Here is a 17520-nt window from a genome sequence, read left to right as displayed (position 1 = left end):
TCAAGAACCAAAGACTGCCGATCTTGGCCCTTTGGTTCTTGATTTCTTGGTTTTGAAGCTTCCGCCGATCAGCCGATCACTTCGGCGGTCGCTTTTTCGATCGTCTGCTCGTCCCGCGGGCGGTCGCCGGGGTTGGTCTCGGTGGAGCCGATCTTCTTAACGACTTCCAGGCTCTCCTCGTCGGCGACTTTGCCGAAGGCGGTGTACTGGCCGTTCAGGAAGCTGGTGTTGCCGGGCAGGCAGATGAAGAACTGGCTGCCGGCGCTGTTGGGGTCCTGGCTGCGGGCCATGCTGAGGACGCCGGACTCGTGCGGGAGATCGTTGAATTCCGCGTCGATCTGGTAGCCGGGGCCGCCGGTGCCGGTGCCGGTGGGGTCGCCGCCCTGAATCATGAAGCCGTCGATGACCCGGTGAAAGATGCAGCCGTCGTAGAACCCGGCCTTCGCCAGGCCGACCATATTCTTGCAGTGGCCGGGGGCCTTGTCCGGCCGCAGGTCGAGGCGGATCGTGCCGGCGTTCGTCTTGAGGGTCACGCGGTACTGCTTGGACGGATCGAAGTTCGCGGTGTGCTTTTCGACTTCGGCGGAGTAGTTCTTGGCCACGGGGCGAGCTGGGTGCGATGAAGTAACGGGTTCGACCCTCCACCCTAACGGCCGGATCCCGTCCGCCCAACCGGCCGACGGGGCGAACGGCGGTTTCCCGCTGGACCGCACGGTCTGTGCGACGGACACTCTCTGCACAGAATCCCCATCCCCGGTTCGAGTATCTCCCGATGAGCTTCGGCGGCGCCGCTGACGATTACGAACTGTCCTCCGGCTACGGCTTCGCGGCCGACGCCATCGCCTCGGAACGAGCCGGCTTTATCCGGCGGACCTACGCCCACCTGCTGACCGCGATCCTGATCTTCTGCGGCATCGAGGGGCTGTTCCTGACCGTCGAACCGATTAGGAACGCCCTGCTGGCCCTGATCGGCGGGAACTGGTGGATCGCGCTGATCCTGTTCATGGGCGCCTCCTGGATCGCCCAGAAGTGGGCCCACTCGGACGCCTCCTCCCCCGGCAAGCAGTACCTCGGCCTGGCCCTGTACGTCGTCGCCGAGGCCCTGATCTTCGTGCCGCTGCTGACCTACGCCTCGCTGATCGACGGAAACATCATTCCGATGGCCGGGTTGATCACCGCGGTGATCTTCGGCGGGCTGACGGCCGCGGTGTTCGTCTCCGGGGCGGACTTCTCATTCCTGCGGGGCGCCCTGTCGATCGGGATGTTCGCCGCGCTCGGGCTGATCGTCGCCGGGCTGCTGTTCGGGTTCAGCCTCGGGTTGTGGTTCAGCGTGGGGATGATCGTGCTGCTGAGCGGCTACATCCTCTACGACACCTCGAACGTCCTGCACCACTACCACACGAACCAGCACGTCGCCGCCAGCTTGGCCCTGTTCGCCAGCGTCGCGACCCTGTTCTTCTACGTCGTCCGCCTGCTGAGTATCATGTCGGACGATTAGTCAGAAAGGCGAGCGGGGGGCGTCAGCCCCCTGAGTTTTGACAAACGACGACTTAACGACCCGAACGCCTCCCAGCGTCCGGGTCGTTTTCGTTTCGGCGGAGGCGGGAGAGCACACGGGGGGCTGACGCCCCCGCGCTCGCCTGCCTCAGATGCGTTCCAGCACCGCGTCGGTCGCTTCGACGGTGGTGACGGACGGGCCGCCGGCGGCGATGTCGGCGGTGCGGACGCCGGCGGCGACGGCGTCATGCACGGCCCGCTCCACGGCGGTCGCCTCGCCCGGCAGGCCGAGGCCGTCGCGGAGCAGCATCGCACTGCACAGGATCGTCGCCAGCGGGTTCGCCTTGCCGGTGCCGGCGATGTCCGGGGCGCTGCCGTGGATCGGCTCGAACAGCCCCGGCCCGCCGCCCTCGCTCCGCGGCACGCCCAGCGAGGCGCTCGGCAGCAGGCCCAGCGAGCCGGGCAGCATGCTGGCCTCGTCGGTGAGGATGTCGCCGAACAGGTTGCCGGTGACGACCACGTCGAAGTCCCGCGGCCGCACCAGCAGGTGCATCGCCATCGCGTCGACGAGCACGTGCTCCAGCTTCACGTCCGGGAACTCTTCCTTCATCACGCGGCTCGTCACGCTCCGCCACAGCCGGGAGGGTTCCAGCACGTTCGCCTTATCCACGCTGGTCAGCCGCCCGTCGCGACCCCGAGCCAGCCCGGCGGCGAGGCGGACGATGCGTTCGACCTCCGCCTCCGAGTAAACCATCTCCTGATAGGCCGTCTTGCCGCCGTCCCGGCGGCCGCTCTCGCCGAAGTAGACGCCGCCGGTCAGCTCGCGGACGAACAGGATGTCCGTGCCGTGAACGATGTGCGTCTTCAGCGGCGAAGCGTCGACGAGAGCGTCCAGCGGCTTGATCGGCCGCAGGTTGGCGAACAGGCCCAGCTCCTTGCGGATCTTCAGCAAGCCCTGCTCCGGCCGGACGCTGGCGTTCGGGTCGTCCCACTTCGGCCCGCCGACGGCGCCCAGCAGAATCGCGTCGGCCGATTTGCAGGCGGCCAGCGAGTCCGCGGGCAGCGGATCGCCGGTCGCGTCGATCGCGGCCCCGCCGATCAGTTGCTCCGTCAGTTCGAAGGTGTGTCCGAATCGGTCGGCGACGGCGTTCAGGACGCGGACCGCCTGGGCGACGATTTCCGGCCCGATGCCGTCACCGGGGAGCAGGACGATTCGGGCGTGCATCAGCGGGCTACAGAAGGGGAAACGAAGGGGGGCGGAACGTGCGGGTGGCGCCGGAAAGGCCGGCGGCCGGTTCGGGGCCGAAGGGTGGGCCCGCGACGCGTCGATGTCCACCGCGGACGCCCGCTTCCCGCCGGTCGCCCGCCCCGTTCCCCGCCGTCCCCGTCACGGCCCGCCCCGCCGGCCGTTTCCCCGTCGGTCATTCGCCGCCGGTCCTTCCCGTCGAAAGTCGCCGCCGTGCTTCGCGCCTGCCTGTTCGCCGTCGGTCTGTGGGGACTTCTGGGCGGGGTCACGCTGTCCGCGATCGACCGCTGCGCCCTGCGGCTGGGGCCGGAGTGGGAGGAGAAACTCCCCTTTGCCTCCGTGGAGGACGGAACCCTCTGGTTCGCCCCGCCGTTGTGGGGGTCGTTCGCCATGGCCTCATTGGGATTGGTGACGACGCTCTACGCCGCCGCCCTCCCCTGGCACGGTCGGGAGTACGAGGACCACGAACCGTTCAGCCGCCGAGGGTGGCACGGGTCCAGAGGCTGGGATCGTGGCCGGTGGGAAACTCACCACTGACCGTTAGCGGCTGGGTACCCAACTCGCCGTCGATCACGACGGTGTGCAGGGCGATCGTCGCGCTGCGGGACGGATCGAACCCCGGCAGTTCCTCCGCCGGCAGGAAGGCGGCGAGGCGGTAGTCGCCGCCACGCTCTACCGTCGCCTTGAGCGGAATCGGCAGCGGCTCGGCGACCGAGGCCTCACCACCCTTCATCATCGGCACGTCGAAGGCCCCAGCCTTCCCGACCTTGCCGACCCGCGGTAGCAGGGCGAACCGGCGGCAGTACCGCCCGGCCCGGTGGGACGTGCCGGTCGGGCGGGTGTCGATCCACAGGTGCAGCCCGTCGCCGGCGCCCACCGCTTTCGCGGATGCCTCCGGCGGGGCGCTCTTCCCCGAGACCGCCACCGCGACCGCCAGCCCGGCGGGCGTCCAACCCACTCGGATCTCGGCGAACTGGGGCAGGTCGTCCAACCCCCCGAAGTGCGGCAGCAGAGCCGCGTCCGGCAGATCGAACGGCGGTTCGAGCACCCCGTCGCCCAACCGTGGCAGGTTCAGCTCGAACCGGAATAGAAAGGCCGCGGGAGCCGGCCGGTCCCCCGCCCCGGAGGCGGTTGCGGCGTTCGGCGGGGCGGAGGACGGGGAGACGGCGGAGGGCATGCCGGTATCGTACCGCCCGCCCGCCGCCCGTCTCCGCACCGTCTCCGCTTGCCCCGTCCACACGCCGCGATGAACGAACCTCCGCCGATCCGCGTCGTCGGGGCCCGGGTGCACAATCTGAAGAACGTCTCCGCCGAGATCCCCGCCGGCACGCTGACCGTTCTCTCCGGCGTGAGCGGCAGCGGAAAAAGCTCGCTCGCCTTCGACACCGTCCACGCGGAGGGCCAGCGGCGGTTCCTCGCCACCGCGTCGCCCAAGGCCCGGGCCGCGATCGCGAAGCTCGATCGGCCGGACGTGGACGCGGTCGAAAACCTGCCGCCGGTGATCGCCGTGGGCCAGTCCGATCCCACGGCCGGGCCGCGGACGACGCTCGCCACGCTGGTCGGTTTGCACGACCTGTTCCGCCTGCTCTGGGCCGGCGCCGGCGTGCCGCACGATCCCGACACCGGCGACCGCCTGGAGCGGCACACCGTCCGGCAGATCGTCGACCGGGCGTTCGCCCTGCCGGAGCGCACCAAGCTGATGATCCTCGCCCCCGCCGGCGAGGCGACCGGCGACGCCGCCGATCGTTCCCTCTACGACGCGGCCTTGAAGGAGGGCTTCGTTCGCTGCGAGGTGGGCGACGAATCGTTCGAGACCGCCGAGTTGGCCGCCGGGGACGCGTCGCCGACCGGGCCGGTGCACGTAGTGATCGACCGGGCGATCGTGAAGCCGGGGGCAGAGGACCGGGTGCGGGAGAGCGTGGACCTCGCCGCGGCCCGCACCGGCGGGGCCGTCGCCCTGCGGATCGCCGACGCGGACGCTCCCGGCGGCTGGCGGACCGAACGCTTCCGCACCCGCCTGATCGACCCGGCGACCGGCGGGGAGCGGCGGCCGCTCACGCCGCAGTCGTTCAGCTTTCATTCCCCCCGCGGCGCCTGCCCGGCCTGCGGCGGCGTCGGCCTCGCCGACCCGGAGGCGAAGACCGCCCGCCACCGTTCGTCGGCCCCCTGCCCCGCCTGCGACGGGGAGCGGCTGAACGCCGACTCCCGGGCGGTGCGGGTGGACGGGCTGGGCATCGGCGAGGCCGGTCGGCTCTCCGTCGATGCAGCGTCCGAACGTTTCGCGGAACTGGCGGAGCGGGTCGAAGCGGGAGACGCGTCGCTCTCCGCCGGCGGGGCCGGGGTCGCCGAACGCCTGTTGCCGGACGTGCGCAGCCTGTTGGACGGCCTGCGGCGAGTGGGGCTCGGCTACCTCGGACTCGACCGGCGGGCGGACACGCTCTCCGGCGGGGAGTACCGGCGGGCGCGACTCGCCGGGGCGGTGGGCGAACGGACGACGGGCGCCTGCTTCGTGCTGGACGAGCCCACCGTGGGCCTGCACCCCGCCGACGCCGACCGCCTGTGGGACGTGCTGACCGACCTGCGGGACGCCGGGAACACCGTGCTTCTCGTCGAGCACGACCCGGACCTGATCCGGCGGGCGGACCGGCTGATCGACCTCGGACCCGGAGCCGGCGCCGACGGCGGGACCGTCTGCGACGCCGGCCCGCCGGCGGAGGTCGTCGCCCGCGGCATGTCGCCCACCGCCCGCGCCCTCTCCGCGGAGACATTGACTCCCACCAAAGAGTCGGGTGCAGACGCCGACTCGTGGTTGACTCTCACGGACGCCCGGTTGAACTCCCTGTGGGGCGTTACGCTGCGGGTGCCCCACGGGCGGCTGACGGCGGTGACGGGGGTGAGTGGGTCTGGGAAGTCGTCCCTGATCGCCGGATTGCTGGCGCCGGCGGTGCGCGCGGCTCTGTCGCCGACGGCCTCCCCGCCGCCGACGGCGTTCTACGGGGTGCTGAGCGGGCTGGAGCCGATCGGGCGATTGGCGGAGGTGGATCAGTCGCGGCTGGGCGGTTCCTCCCGCAGTTGCCCGGCCACGGCGAGCGGCGTGTGGACGGAGATCCGCAAGCTGCTGGCTCGCACCCGCGACGCCCGACGCCTCGGCTTCTCCGCGAGCCGCTTCAGCCCCGCCAACCGGGCCGGCCAATGCCCCGACTGCCGGGGCCGGGGCTTTCGGACGCTCAAGATGGACTTCCTCCCCGCCTCGATCACGGTCTGCCCGACCTGTCGGGGCGCTCGGTTCAACCCGCAGACGCTCGCGGTGCGTTGGAAGGGCCGGACGGCGGCGGACCTGCTGGCGCTGCGGGCCGGCGAGGCGGCGCCGCTGTTCACGGACGTCACCCCGATCGCCCGGGTGCTGAACACGTTTGTGGAGGTGGGGCTGAGCTACCTGCCGCTCGGGCAACCGGCGGACACGCTGTCCGGCGGGGAGTCGCAGCGGGTTCGCCTCGCCGCCGCCCTGGCCGATCCGGGAGCGACCCCGACGCTGTTCCTCCTCGACGAACCGACGGCCGGCCTGCACCCGCTGGACGTGGCCCCGCTGACGGACCTGCTGGCCCGGCTGGTCGAGCGGGGGCACACCGTACTGTGCGTGGAGCACGATCTGGATCTGATCGTCCGCTGCGATCATGTCGTGGAACTGGGTCCGGGGGCCGGGCCGGCCGGCGGGGATCTGGTCGCGGAGGGGAGTCCGCGGGAGATCGCGCAGCGGGAAACGCCGACCGGCCGGGCGTTGGCGCGACGGTTCGCGGCGGCGGGGCGTTAGAATCGCTCGCCCCCGCCCCTCACGCCCGCCCCGCCGATGAGTCTCGAGGACACGCCCCCCGGTTCGCCCTCCGCCCCGCCAGTCCCCGTTCCCGACGGCTGGACCGCGGAACGCGACGGCGGGACGCTGACGCTCACCAGCCCGGACACCTGTTTCTGGACGTTCACCGCTCTGCCCGGCGGGCCGGATCCCGCTGATGCGGTGGACAGCGCCGTCGCCGGGCTGCGGGAGGAGTACGAAGATTTCGAAAGCGAAGCCCTCGCGACCGCTCCGCTGGCCGGGGGCGAGGCGGGGCTGGACGCGGCATTCTTCTGCCTCGATAGGACGGTCTCCGCCCGGGTGCGGGCGTTCCGCGAGGCGGACGTGACCTACGTCCTGTTCTATCAGGGGATCGACGCGGAGATCGAGGAACGCCGCCGCGAACTGGAAGCCCTCAGCAAGCGCGCGGTGCGGGCCGTCTCCGGATCGGCGGACGCCGGCGGCGCCTCCTCCTTGAACGCTCCTCCCGGTTCGGCGCCGCCGTTCCCGGCCGGACTGCCCCGCTGAACCCGCGGGCGACGCCCGCCGGGAGGTCGAGGGCCGGTGTGTGCTTCCGTGCGGGGTTCCCGCGGCCTAGGCTGCGCGTCCGCAGGTTCTTCACATCGGACGCCCCTGATGTCTGCTCCGCCCGCCACTGATCTCTCGGCCGTCGCCCGGGCCCACGCCGCCGCGGGACAGCGTGAGGAGGCGGCGGACGCCTACGAGCAGGCGGCGGCGGCGGCTCCCATGGACGTGGAACTGCACATGGCGGCCGGCGGGGCCGTCTTCGCCGCCGGCCGGCTCGACCGGGCGATTGAACTCTTCGAGAAGGTCACGCGGCTGACCCCCGCCCACGCCCGGGCGCTCGTCAATATCGGGGCGATCCACAACCGGACCGGCGACCACAAGCAGGCCGAACGGGTCCTGCAGAAGGCGATTTCGCTGGATCACAACATCGCCGAGGGCTTCTACAACCTCGGTATCGCCCGGCGGAAACTGAACCGCAACAAACTGGCGGCCGAGGCCTACCGGGAGGCGGTGCGGCTGGACCCGGCCTTCGCGGAAGCCCACCAGAACCTCGGGAACACGCTGCTGGATCTCGGCCGCGCCCGCGCCGCCGCCGACGCCTTCCGCGAGGCGTTGCGAATCCGGCCGGACTTCCCGAAGGCCAGCGCCGGGCTGCGGCGGGCGGAAGCGGAGGCGGAGAAAAAGCAGGCGTCCCTCACCTCGCTGGACCGCTTCGCACTGCCCCCCGCTCCGGGCGGCCCCACGATGAAGACCGCCGTGCGGCAACGTCGTTACCCCGTCCTCTCTGCCAATCATCGGATGAAGGATCGGGCCCAACTGGGCCACTTGACAGTTGCGGTCGAAGCCAGCGCGGCCGGTTGGGCGGAGATCCTCAAGGGCGATCTGCCGGCGGCCCTCGGCAAGCTGGAGCACGCCATCGCCGGGTCGACGGGGACGACGCTCGTCGACGCCTTTGACACCTTTGAGCGGGCGGTGGAGCGGGCGGACGGCGCCGCGGCGGCGTATCGGATCGAAGCCGTGCGCACGCGGGCTCACGAAGAATTGATTCGCGCCCCGAAACTTCCGGACCTGGATCCGGCGGAGGCCGGGCACGAGGGAGCCGCGGAGCCGCCCTCCTCCGCTTCCTCACCGGCGATCATCACCGGGGCGGCCTCGCCGCCGGGTCCGTCGGGAGAAACGGCGTCGCCTCCAGCGTCCCCTCCGGCGTCACCGTGACGGTCACGGCGCCGCTCTCGGAGGTGAGAAAGAGGGTCGAGCGAGGATAGACGCTGCGAAGAAACACCGGGTCGGCGTGCTGGGCGCCGCTGGCGACGACGATCCGCGGCTGAAGCGCCTCCGCCAGCGTCGCCGGGTTCGCTCGCCGCCCGCCGTGGTGCGGAGCCAGCAGCAAATCGACGCCCGCCCCGTACCGCTGCACGAAGCGCTCGACGAGTTCCCGTTGCGGCTCGCCCTCCAGATCGCCGGTCAGCAGGAGGCGGCGGTCGGCGTACTCGATCAGGATCACGACGCTGCGATCGTTGTCCGACGCCTCCGGGTCCAGCGTCGCCCCCGGATGCAGGACCGTGAGCGTCGCCCCGCCGGCGGTCCGGGTCAGACCGCGGGCGAGCCGGGCGAGCGGCAGGGCGTCCGCGGCCTCCAAGGCTGCCCGGGCGTCCTCCTGCCCCGACGCCAGAAAGTGCGGCCCGACGGACAGCCCCCCGATCCGCACGCCGCCCCAGGCGGCGCCGGTGAGCAATTCGGGCAGGCCGTTGAAGTGGTCCATGTCCGCGTGCGAGATGACGATTTCGTCCAGTCGCGTGCGGCCCCGCGCCCGCAGGCCGGCGGCGACGGCGTCTGCGGCGCGCTCGCCGCCGGACAGGCTGCCGCAGTCGTAGAGCAGCGTCCGGCCGTCCGGGAGTTCGATCAGCGTCGCCGAGCCGTGGCCGACGTCGAGAGCCGTGACCCGCAATGCGCCCTCCGGCAGATCGCCGGGCGCCGCCGACAGGGCGATCGCCCAGAGGGTTCCGGCCGCTAACAGCGCTCCGCGACCGGCGGCGGTTCGAATCCGCCGGATCGGGAGGAGCAACGAGCCCAGCAGCCCGGCGTACCAGCCCGCCAGCCACCACGGCGGGGGCGGCGGGACGGCGAAGTGCCCGCCGGGCAGGGCCGCGGCGGCGTCCACGATCCACAGCAGCGCCGTGAGGCCCACGCCGAACGCCACGCCCGGCCACGTCGCCAGCGGCGGGACGACGATCAGCAGCCCGAGCGTCACGAATCCCAGCCCGAGCAGCGCCCCGAACGCCGGCAGGAGCAGGATGTTCAGGGCGTAGCCGACGACCGAGACGAGGCCGAAGTTCGCCGCCACCAGCGGCGCCGTCCACACGGCGATGCCGGCCGTGAGGCGGTAACCGTCCCACAGTCGCTCCCCCCATTGCAGTCGCCCCGCCGGCCACCACGGCGGGCGGGCGGCGAAGACGCGGCGGCCCCACTCCAGCCCCGCCACGGCGACGAACGACAGCTGCGTGCCGGGCTCGAACAGCGACGCCGGCGTGACCAGCAGCACGACCGCGGCGGCGGCGCACAGGGTGTTGAACAAATCCAGCGTCCGCCGGGCGGCCCACGCCGTCGCCGCCAGCATCACGAACAGGACGGCCCGCAGCACCGGCGGGCGGAACTCCGCCAGCAGGGCGAAGCCGACGACCGCCGCCACGCACAACACTGCCGTCGGCCCTGCCCCGAAGCCTGCCAATCGGCAGAGTCCCGCGGCGAACGCCGCCAGCAGACCGACGTGCAGTCCGCTGATCGCCAACAGGTGCATCGCCCCGCTCGCCATGAAACGGCGGCGATCGTCGCGCGTGAGGTCAGTGCGATCGCCCAGCAGGAGGGCCTTCGCCGCCGCGGCGGCCCGTTCGGGCATCAGGCGGTCGATCCGCCGGGCGCAGCGGCCGCGGAGCCAGTCCAGCGGCGCCGAGAGGTTCCAACCCTCCGCCAGCCGTTCGACGGTGCCGGCGTCGGCGGACATCTCGCAGCGAATTCCCTCCCGCCGCAGGGCCGCCCGACGATCCCACTCGCCGGGGTTCGACGGCCCCTGCACCGGCCCCAGCCAGCCGAGCGCCCGGATCCGATCCCCGGCGCCAAGGTCCCCCAGCGACCCGGCGGCGTACAGCCGAATCCGCCCGCTGCACGCGACCGGGCCGTCCTCGCCGTCCAGCCTTTCGCACCGCACCTCCGCGACGGAGCGACGGGCGTCCTCCCAGGAGGGGCGGTTCGGGTCCTCGTACTCCCGCGGATCGGCCATCAGCACGCCGGTGAGCCGGGCGAGGATCACGTCGTCCCCCACCCGCCGGGACACGTCAGTCGCCGCGACGGCCCGCCACTGCACATGGTGGGCGGCGGCGCCCACCGCGACGAGGGCGACCAGCAGGGCCGCCCGCCGCACGGCCGGCGCCGCCAGCCCCAGCAGGGCGGCCGCGGCGCCGACCGCCAGCGGCAGCGCAATCAGCGGTGCGAGGCCACGGTCGAGGCAGACCCCCGCCGCCAGGGCCGCCGCGATCGCCACGGCCGGCCGTCGGGGCTCGGCCCGGTCGGCCCCCCGATCGGCGGGGGCGCCCGGTTCGGCGGGGACGGGGGCGAGCAGGGGCACGGCGGATTGAAGCCGTGGCGCGCGGCGAATCGCAATCGGGGGCGGAGACGGCCGGCCGTCGGCGCCGATGAAGCGGGCTGGACCGTACTTTCCCCCCGCACCCGACGAGCGATCGATGGACTTCGAACAGTTCCGCGGGGTGTTCAGTGCCGCGGCCCACGAATTTCTGCTGTGGGTGGGTTTCGGAACGATCGTCGGCCTATGCGCCAAAGCGGTGATGCCCGGCCGCGACCCCGGCGGGGCGATCGCCACCACGCTGATGGGCATCGCCGGCAGCGTGATCGGCTGCGGCGTCCTCATCTTCATCTTGGAGCAGATGGGCCGCCGGCACGGCCCCATCACGCCGATCAGCCCGGTCGGCTTCGGGGCGGGCATCGCCGGCGCCTTCACCCTGCTGCTGTTCTACCGCCTGTTCTCCGGCCGACTGCTGACCGAGAGCGAGGACGGCGACGAGTTCATGCACGACCAGGACCGCCGTCGGCGCCGCCGGAAGCTGACGGCCTGACGACGGCCTGGTGACGACCTGATCGGTCCCTGATCGCCTCGGCTGCCGCGAGACGCTCGCGCCTTGCACCTCGGACCGTTCGGCGGTTCCGTACCCCGATGCCGCAACCGCCCCCCCGCGACGAATCCCCCGAGGCCCCGGTCCGCACGGTGTTGCTGATGGGGGCGAGCAACGTCTCGCTGGGCCTGCGACCGATCCTGCGGAGCCTGCGGGGCGGGTTGGAGGGCGATCTGAACGTGCTGATCGCGGCCGGGCACGGCCGGAGCTACGCGGATCGCACGCTCACGTTCGGACGCAGTCTGCCCGGACTGCTGCGGTGCGGCGCCTGGCCGGCCTACGCCAACCGGCCGCCCGGCCCCCCGCCGCTGGTCTGCCTGACGGACATCGGCAACGATCTGCTGTACGGCCACCCGCCGGCGACGCTTGTCGGCTGGGTCGCCGCCTGCCTCGATCGCCTCGGACCCGGGGCGGAGGTGGCGCTGACGCTGCCCCCCAGCCGTCGGGCCGCCGCCCTGCCGGCGTGGCAGTACCACACCGCCCGCGGCCTGCTGTTCCCCAGCCGCGACCCGCTGCCCTGGGACGAAATGCGGCGGCGGGCCGACGAACTGCACGAGCGACTCTCGGCGCTGGCCGAGAGCCGCTCCGTCGCGTCGCTCGAACCGCCGGCGGAGTGGTACGGCTTCGACCCGATTCACATCCGTCGGTCTCGCCGCAGGGAGGCGTGGGAACGCGTCTTCGCCGGCTGGCGGTCGTTTCGGCCCGAGGGCGAGGGGACGCTGCCGCGCGTGCCCCCGGTCTGGGGCCGGGCGGAGCAGGTCCGCCTGTTCGGCCGGGCCCGCAGCACCCCGCAGCCGGTGTGGCGCAGCAACGGTTTAAGCCTTTCGCTGTTCTGATCGTGGCAAATCGGTCGCCCGAGGCGCGAGCCGAGGCCGGGCGTCAGAGCAACTCGTCCAGCGTCGACGGGGCCGCGGTGGGGGCCGTGGCCGGGTCGAGCCAAGTCCGGCACCACAGTTCCAGCATCAGCAGGCACCACAGCCGAGCCGAGTGATCCCAGCGGCCGGCGGCGTGGTCCTCGATCAGGCGTCGCACCGCCTCGGGTCGGAACCAGCCGCGGGCGAGGGCGCGGTCGCTCAGCAGCGCCCGGTCCAGCAACGGCCGCAGTTCGCCGCGAAACCACGGCCCCAGCGGCACTCCGAAGCCGGTCTTCTTCCGATCCAGAAAGCCCTGCGGCAGTTTCGCGAAGTCGTCCGACCACGCCGCCGCTTTCAGCGGCCACTTCGCCCGGCCGCCGCGAACTTTCACCGACTGGGGCATCTCCGCGGCGAGTTCGGCGACGCGGTGGTCCAGCAGCGGGCTGCGGGCCTCCAACCCGACCGCCATGCTGGCCCGATCGACTTTGACGAGAATGTCCCCCGGCAAATAGGTGAGCAGGTCCACGCAGGTCGCCGCCCGCACCTCTCCGTCGACCGTCCCGTCGTCGCAGCCGCACGCTGCGAAGGCGTCCCGCAGGTCGCCGGCGGCGTCTTGGTCGATGCGGGCTCGGAACTCCGGCGTGTACAGCTCGTCCCTCGTCTCCCGGTCGAAGATGCCGATCCAGCGGAGATAGCGTTCCTGCGGCGACTTGGCCAGTTCCGCCGCGAACCGTTTCGCCCGTCGCATCACCCCCTTCTGCTCCACGCCTGCAGGCAGGCGCTGCCAGAGCGGGGCGGCGACCAACGCTTTGAGCGGCCCCAGGCGGTCGAGCCGGGCGGCGAGCCGGACGGCGTCGTAGCGTTCGTAGCCGCAGAACAATTCGTCGCCGCCGTCGCCGGAGAGGGCGACCGTCACGTGCTCCCGCGTGTGCTCGGACAGGGCGAGCGTGGGGATCGCGGAGGAATCGCCGAACGGTTCGTCGAAGTGCCACGCCAACCGCGGCAGCGCCGCGACGGCGTCCGGCGTGACGCGGAACTCGTGATGGTCCGTCCCCAGCGTGTCCGCGGCAGTGCGGGCGAAGTCCGATTCGTCGTAACGCTTCTCCGCAAAGCCGATGCTGAAGGTCTTCAGCGGCCCGGCGCCGGCCTCCCGCAACAGCTTCTGGGCCACGGCGCAGATCACCGTGCTGTCCACCCCGCCGGAGAGAAACGCCCCCAGCGGCACGTCGCTCCGCAACCGCAGCCGCACGGCCTCCTCCACGCGTTGCCGCGTGTGTTCCAGCCAGTCCTCCGGGGCCGTCACCCCCGACAGGGGCGTGTGGAAGGGTCCGTCCACGCAGGCGTTCCCCGCGTACGGCGGCCGCCAGTAGGCCTGCGAGTCGACCGCCCCGTTCCGCCAGATCAACCGATGGCCCGGCGGCAGCTTTTCGTAGCCCGTCAGAATGCAGTGCGGGTCCGGCACGTACTGGAGTGCGAGAAACCGATCGACCGCGGCCGGGTCGACCTCCCGCGGGGCACCGTCCACCTGCAGCAGGGCCTTCAGCTCGCTGGCGAATAGCAACCGACCCGGCTCGCGGCGGAGGAACAGCGGTTTCTGCCCGAGTCGATCCCGGGCCAGCAGCAGCGTCCCATGCCGCGGATCGTAGGCGGCGAAGGCGAACATCCCGCGGAAGTGGCCGACACAGTCATACTCAACCTCTGAAAACGCCCGCAGCAGGACCTCTGTATCGGTCCCGGTGTCGTAAGGGCGGCCGTCGGCGAAGCGGTCGGCCAGTTCGCGGTAGTTGTAGATCTCCCCGTTGAAGGCGACGCGGCAGCCGGTCGCCGGGTCGACCATCGGCTGCCGGCCGCAGGGGGTGGGGTCGAGGATGGAGAGCCGTCGATGCCCCAGCGCCACGCCGCCGCCGGAGGGCGTGGCGCCGAGCCACACGTCGGCGTCGTCGGGGCCGCGATGGGCGAGAGCGTCCGTCATCGCCCTCAGTTCGCCTTCCGAGACCGGCGTCGCCCCCGCTTCCCAGATCGCCCCGACGAAGCCGCACATCAGGCGACCGCCGTTCCGCTCGGCGTCTCCGGGGCGCCCAGCGTTTCGCGGTACAGTGACTCGTAGCGGTCGATCATCTTTTCGATCGAGAACTCCGTCCGCATCCGCTGCCGGGCGGCACCGCCAATTCGTTCTCGCAGGACCTCGTCGCTCAACACGCGGTCCGCCCATTGGCAGAGGCCCAGCGAGTCGTTGACGCCCACCAGAAAGCCCGTCTCCGCGTCCGTCACCAGTTCGCGGTTCGAGGGGATGTCCGTCACGATCGGCACGACGCCGGCGCTCATGGCCTCCATCACCGCGTTGGATTGCCCCTCGTATTCGCTGGCGAGCCAGAGGGCGTCGGCGTTGGCGAGGATCTGCCGGGCGTCCGTTCGGTGGCCGAGGAACCGGCAGCGGTGCATGTGCTCGAAGTACGTCGCCTGTCGCTCGCAGCGGGCGCGTAATGGGCCGTCCCCGACGATCAGGTGCACCGCGTGCGGGTTTGCCTGATGGAGCAACTGGAACGCCCAGACCAGATCTTCCGGCCGCTTCTGCGGGGCGAGCCGGCCGACGGACACCACCGGCTGCGCGTCCTCGGGCAGGTCGAGCGAACGGAGCAGCGCCGCCCGGTATCCCGGGTCCGGATCCAGCGGCTCCACGCCGTTGGGGATGACGGTCAGGCGGTTCGCCGGGGCGCCGCAGGCGGCGACGTAATCGACGACGGCCTGACTGTTCCCCACGATCTTGGTCGTGCGGCCCAGCAGCCGACGATCGACGGCGTGCTGCCAGCCGCCCTTCCACCGGTCGACGCAGCGCTCGCCGACGATCACCGGCCGCCCGCCGCTCGCCATCCGGGCGTAGGCGTTCGCGGTGAACATCCAGCTGTGAATGAGGTCCGGCTTCCAGCGGGCGACGAGCCGTCGCAGGCGGTTCAGGCAGAACGGGTCGAACTTCAGCGACTTGTTCAACACCGTGACCGGGACGTCGGCCTCCTCCAGCGTCGCCCGGTACGGTCCGCCGCGGGTGAGGGCGACGGCCTGCACGTCCCAACCGCGGGCCTTCAGCCCGGCGTTGAGCAGGGCGAACTGCTTCTCGGCGCCGCTGCCGTCGAGGGTGGCGATGACGGACAGGACGCGTGGCACGGTGCGGTCGATTCCTCGCGGCGGGCGCCGTCTTTGAGAACTAGGTTGGGAAAGAATAGCCGAATCGTCCCCCCGCCCCGAACCCGCCGTCCCCCGCTGTCGGCCGACCCACCTTCCAGCGCCACTGACCCGTGGCCGCACGACACGCCCGCGGTCCGCGCCTCTCGCACGGCGCTGGCCGACGCCGTGGCACTGCGCCTCCAGACTTCGGACGGCGTCCCGCTGTTCTGCCGCCGGTACGACCCGCCCGGGCCGACCCGCGGGGCGATCGTGCTCTGCCCCGGCGTCCGCAGCCATTCGGGCTGGTACGGCTGGAGTTGCCGGCGGTGGGCGGAAGCAGGCTGGCGCGTCTGGTTCGCGGACCGTCGCGGTAGCGGGGCGAACGGCGGACCGCGGGGCGACGTGCGGCACCCGGACCGCCTGCTGGCGGACATGCGGCACGTACTCCACGCGGCCCGTCGGACCGACCCCCGCACGCCCACCGTCCTGTGCGGGATCAGTTGGGGCGGCAAAGTCGCGGCGACGCTCGCGGCGGAGCCGGGACGCTGCGACGCCCTGATGCTCCTCGCGCCCGGTCTGCGGGCGCAGGTGCGGGTGGGAGCCCTGCGGGGGCACCTAGCACGGGCGGCGGCGGCGCTCGGCCGCGGACGGACGCCGGTGCGCATTCCGTTGGAGGACCCGCGGCTGTTCACCCGCGACGAGGCCTTCGTGCGGTTTATCGAGCGCGACCCGCTGGCGCTGGACGCCGTCACCCTGCGATTCACGACGGCCTCCCTCGAGCTGGATCTCCGGGCGGACGCGGCGATCGAACGCCTGTCCGTGCCGGTTCTCACCCTGCTCGCCGGGCAGGACGAGATCGTGGACAACCCCGCCACCCGCCGCCTGCTGGGGCGCTGCGGGTCGCCGGACGCGACGGTCCGCACCTACCCCGCGGCCCGGCACACGCTGGAGTTCGAGCCGGACCGGGCGGCGATCTTCGACGAGGCGACCGCCTGGTTGGAGCGACTCTCCCCGCGGGCGATCGGGTAGACTGCGGGTCGCCCCACGTCTGAATCGCCCGGGAAACCTGATGCCCACGCTGCTGCTCGCCGCCCTGCTCGCCCAGTCGGCTCCCGCCGCGGAACCGACGATTCCGCCCCCGCCGGCCCCGGCGTCGGTTCCCTCCGCCGCGGAGTTGCTGAAGGGCACGGTCCCGCTGAACGAGGCCGGCACGGTGCTGCTGGACAAAGCGCGGAAGCGGGCCGTGGTGAAGGCGGAGATCTGTCTGCGGAACGGGCCGCTGGAAATGCTCGTCTGCCTGCCGCAAACCAAGGAGCACGAGTCGATCCTCAAGTACGAGGGCGACGCCCGCACGCTGCACGCTGCGCTGGTGGCGGCGGGCCTGCAGCCGGGCGAGCCGGTGACGTTCGATCCGCACTTCGCCCCTCCCAAAGGGGCGAAGCTGGCCCTCACCCTGCATTGGACCGACGAGAAGGGCGTGGCCCGCCAGGCCGCCGCCCGGGACTGGGTGCGGACGAGCACGGACAAGTGGTACGAACGTGATCTCGCCGCCCTGCCGGCGGGGATGTCGCTACCGGAGGACCTCGAACTCCGCTACGACGCCCCGAACACCGACCTGCTGTGGTACGGCCGGATGAGCGAGGAGGAACGCGACCGGGCCCTCGCCCTCTCGAAGGACGGCGTGTACCAGGAGCACATCCGCTCCTTCTACGAGGAGAGCCAGCCCCGCCCGCTGACGGCGGACTTCGTATTTGCCGGCAGCTTCCTGTACGACAAGCCGGTCGCCTACAACGCCGAGGGCGAAGTGACCGAGACGGTCCGCACCTACGCCGCGGAGGGCGGCGAGGTGGTCTGCGTGGCGAACTTCCCCGCGGCCACGATCGACATCGCCGAACGCAGCAGCGCCGAGGGCGAGAACGTGCTGTACGAAGCCGCGACCGAACGCATCCCGCCGATCGGCACTCCGGTGCTGATCACTTTCGAGCGGCAGTCCGCACTCGGTGCCGCGGGGACGCCCGCCGCGTCTCCGGACGCCGCCGCGGCGTCGGACGCCCCCGTCCCGGGGGGCGACCCGGCGGCTGAGGACTGATTGTCCGGCTTCTCCGGTCCGAAGGATATTCAGGGTGAAACGGCGCGGGCCGTCCGTTGTGGACCGCGGTGCCGGCTGCGTCGATGCTGTCCGACGGTCTGCGTCGTCCGGTCGCGGCCCGCTCGCCCGCG

At 72.1% G+C, this 17520-nt stretch carries 15 protein-coding genes; 9 read left to right on the top strand and 6 right to left on the bottom strand.

From position 1 onward, the window contains the following. Positions 1–68 precede the first annotated feature (68 nt). On the bottom strand, positions 69–602 hold the full coding sequence (locus CA12_RS17255; RefSeq protein WP_145360248.1) for a peptidylprolyl isomerase: 534 nt from the start codon (positions 600–602) through the stop codon (positions 69–71). 170 nt (positions 603–772) lie between these two features. On the opposite strand from CA12_RS17255, the gene CA12_RS17250 reads away from it, so the two are divergent. Continuing rightward, the gene (locus CA12_RS17250) at positions 773–1498 is read left to right on the top strand and encodes a Bax inhibitor-1/YccA family protein (RefSeq protein ID WP_145360247.1); all 726 of its coding nucleotides are present in this window, start codon (positions 773–775) and stop codon (positions 1496–1498) included. Between the two features lie 147 nt (positions 1499–1645). Here the strand turns inward: CA12_RS17250 and leuB are convergent, their stop codons facing one another. Then, entirely contained in the window at positions 1646–2722 is a 1077-nt protein-coding gene (gene leuB / locus CA12_RS17245) for a 3-isopropylmalate dehydrogenase (protein ID WP_145360246.1), read from the bottom strand. 234 nt (positions 2723–2956) lie between these two features. On the opposite strand from leuB, the gene CA12_RS17240 reads away from it, so the two are divergent. Then, positions 2957–3280: a hypothetical protein gene (locus CA12_RS17240; RefSeq protein ID WP_145360245.1), complete on the top strand. Its 324-nt coding sequence runs from the start codon at positions 2957–2959 to the stop codon at positions 3278–3280. On the opposite strand, the gene CA12_RS17235 is transcribed toward CA12_RS17240, so the two are convergent. Beyond that, positions 3216–3920, bottom strand: coding sequence for a hypothetical protein (locus tag CA12_RS17235; protein WP_145360244.1), 705 nt, complete (start codon positions 3918–3920; stop codon positions 3216–3218). The genes CA12_RS17240 and CA12_RS17235 overlap by 65 nt on opposite strands. Before the next feature lie 69 nt (positions 3921–3989). Between CA12_RS17235 and CA12_RS17230 the strand changes: the two genes are divergently transcribed. From CA12_RS17230 to CA12_RS17220, 3 genes are all read left to right on the top strand, one after another. Then, positions 3990–6554, top strand: coding sequence for an excinuclease ABC subunit UvrA (locus CA12_RS17230; protein WP_145360243.1), 2565 nt, complete (start codon positions 3990–3992; stop codon positions 6552–6554). A 36-nt stretch (positions 6555–6590) separates the two neighbouring features. Further along, entirely contained in the window at positions 6591–7100 is a 510-nt protein-coding gene (locus tag CA12_RS17225) for a hypothetical protein (protein WP_145360242.1), read from the top strand. A 108-nt stretch (positions 7101–7208) separates the two neighbouring features. Next, entirely contained in the window at positions 7209–8315 is a 1107-nt protein-coding gene (locus CA12_RS17220; RefSeq protein WP_145360241.1) for a tetratricopeptide repeat protein, read from the top strand. Here CA12_RS17220 and CA12_RS17215 read toward each other — a convergent pair. Beyond that, complete coding sequence (locus tag CA12_RS17215) at positions 8239–10722, bottom strand: ComEC/Rec2 family competence protein (protein ID WP_165700830.1); 2484 nt, start codon at positions 10720–10722, stop codon at positions 8239–8241. The two genes, CA12_RS17220 and CA12_RS17215, sit on opposite strands and share 77 nt — an antisense overlap. A 115-nt stretch (positions 10723–10837) precedes the next feature. On the opposite strand from CA12_RS17215, the gene CA12_RS17210 reads away from it, so the two are divergent. Then, positions 10838–11227, top strand: coding sequence for a GlsB/YeaQ/YmgE family stress response membrane protein (locus CA12_RS17210; protein WP_145360239.1), 390 nt, complete (start codon positions 10838–10840; stop codon positions 11225–11227). Positions 11228–11325: 98 nt separating this feature from the next. Further along, positions 11326–12120: a hypothetical protein gene (locus tag CA12_RS17205; protein ID WP_145360238.1), complete on the top strand. Its 795-nt coding sequence runs from the start codon at positions 11326–11328 to the stop codon at positions 12118–12120. Positions 12121–12163: 43 nt separating this feature from the next. Here CA12_RS17205 and asnB read toward each other — a convergent pair whose 3' ends face one another. Both asnB and CA12_RS17195 read right to left on the bottom strand, forming a co-directional pair. Further along, entirely contained in the window at positions 12164–14179 is a 2016-nt protein-coding gene (asnB, locus tag CA12_RS17200; RefSeq protein ID WP_145360237.1) for an asparagine synthase (glutamine-hydrolyzing), read from the bottom strand. Next, entirely contained in the window at positions 14179–15300 is a 1122-nt protein-coding gene (locus CA12_RS17195) for a glycosyltransferase (RefSeq protein WP_165700829.1), read from the bottom strand. The genes asnB and CA12_RS17195 overlap by 1 nt, the downstream gene beginning before the upstream one ends. 186 nt (positions 15301–15486) lie before the next feature. On the opposite strand from CA12_RS17195, the gene CA12_RS17190 reads away from it, so the two are divergent. Then, on the top strand, positions 15487–16329 hold the full coding sequence (locus CA12_RS17190) for an alpha/beta fold hydrolase (protein WP_165700828.1): 843 nt from the start codon (positions 15487–15489) through the stop codon (positions 16327–16329). A 40-nt stretch (positions 16330–16369) separates the two neighbouring features. Continuing rightward, on the top strand, positions 16370–17389 hold the full coding sequence (locus CA12_RS17185; protein WP_145360235.1) for a YdjY domain-containing protein: 1020 nt from the start codon (positions 16370–16372) through the stop codon (positions 17387–17389). The last annotated feature ends 131 nt before the right edge of the window (positions 17390–17520 follow it).

The sequence above is a fragment of the Alienimonas californiensis genome (assembly GCF_007743815.1).
In the GTDB taxonomy this organism is placed as follows: Bacteria; Planctomycetota; Planctomycetia; order Planctomycetales; family Planctomycetaceae; genus Alienimonas; species Alienimonas californiensis.
This window is presented reverse-complemented; position numbering and strand designations above follow the sequence as displayed.

Coding starts and splice junctions, on each gene's coding strand:
- CA12_RS17185 (WP_145360235.1), top strand. CDS start 16,370: ATGCCCACGCTGCTGCTCGCCGCCCTGCTCGCCCAGTCGGCTCCCGCC.
- asnB (WP_145360237.1), bottom strand. CDS start 14,179: ATGTGCGGCTTCGTCGGGGCGATCTGGGAAGCGGGGGCGACGCCGGTC.
- CA12_RS17230 (WP_145360243.1), top strand. CDS start 3,990: ATGAACGAACCTCCGCCGATCCGCGTCGTCGGGGCCCGGGTGCACAAT.
- CA12_RS17250 (WP_145360247.1), top strand. CDS start 773: ATGAGCTTCGGCGGCGCCGCTGACGATTACGAACTGTCCTCCGGCTAC.
- CA12_RS17225 (WP_145360242.1), top strand. CDS start 6,591: ATGAGTCTCGAGGACACGCCCCCCGGTTCGCCCTCCGCCCCGCCAGTC.
- CA12_RS17220 (WP_145360241.1), top strand. CDS start 7,209: ATGTCTGCTCCGCCCGCCACTGATCTCTCGGCCGTCGCCCGGGCCCAC.
- CA12_RS17205 (WP_145360238.1), top strand. CDS start 11,326: ATGCCGCAACCGCCCCCCCGCGACGAATCCCCCGAGGCCCCGGTCCGC.
- leuB (WP_145360246.1), bottom strand. CDS start 2,722: ATGCACGCCCGAATCGTCCTGCTCCCCGGTGACGGCATCGGGCCGGAA.
- CA12_RS17210 (WP_145360239.1), top strand. CDS start 10,838: ATGGACTTCGAACAGTTCCGCGGGGTGTTCAGTGCCGCGGCCCACGAA.
- CA12_RS17235 (WP_145360244.1), bottom strand. CDS start 3,920: ATGCCCTCCGCCGTCTCCCCGTCCTCCGCCCCGCCGAACGCCGCAACC.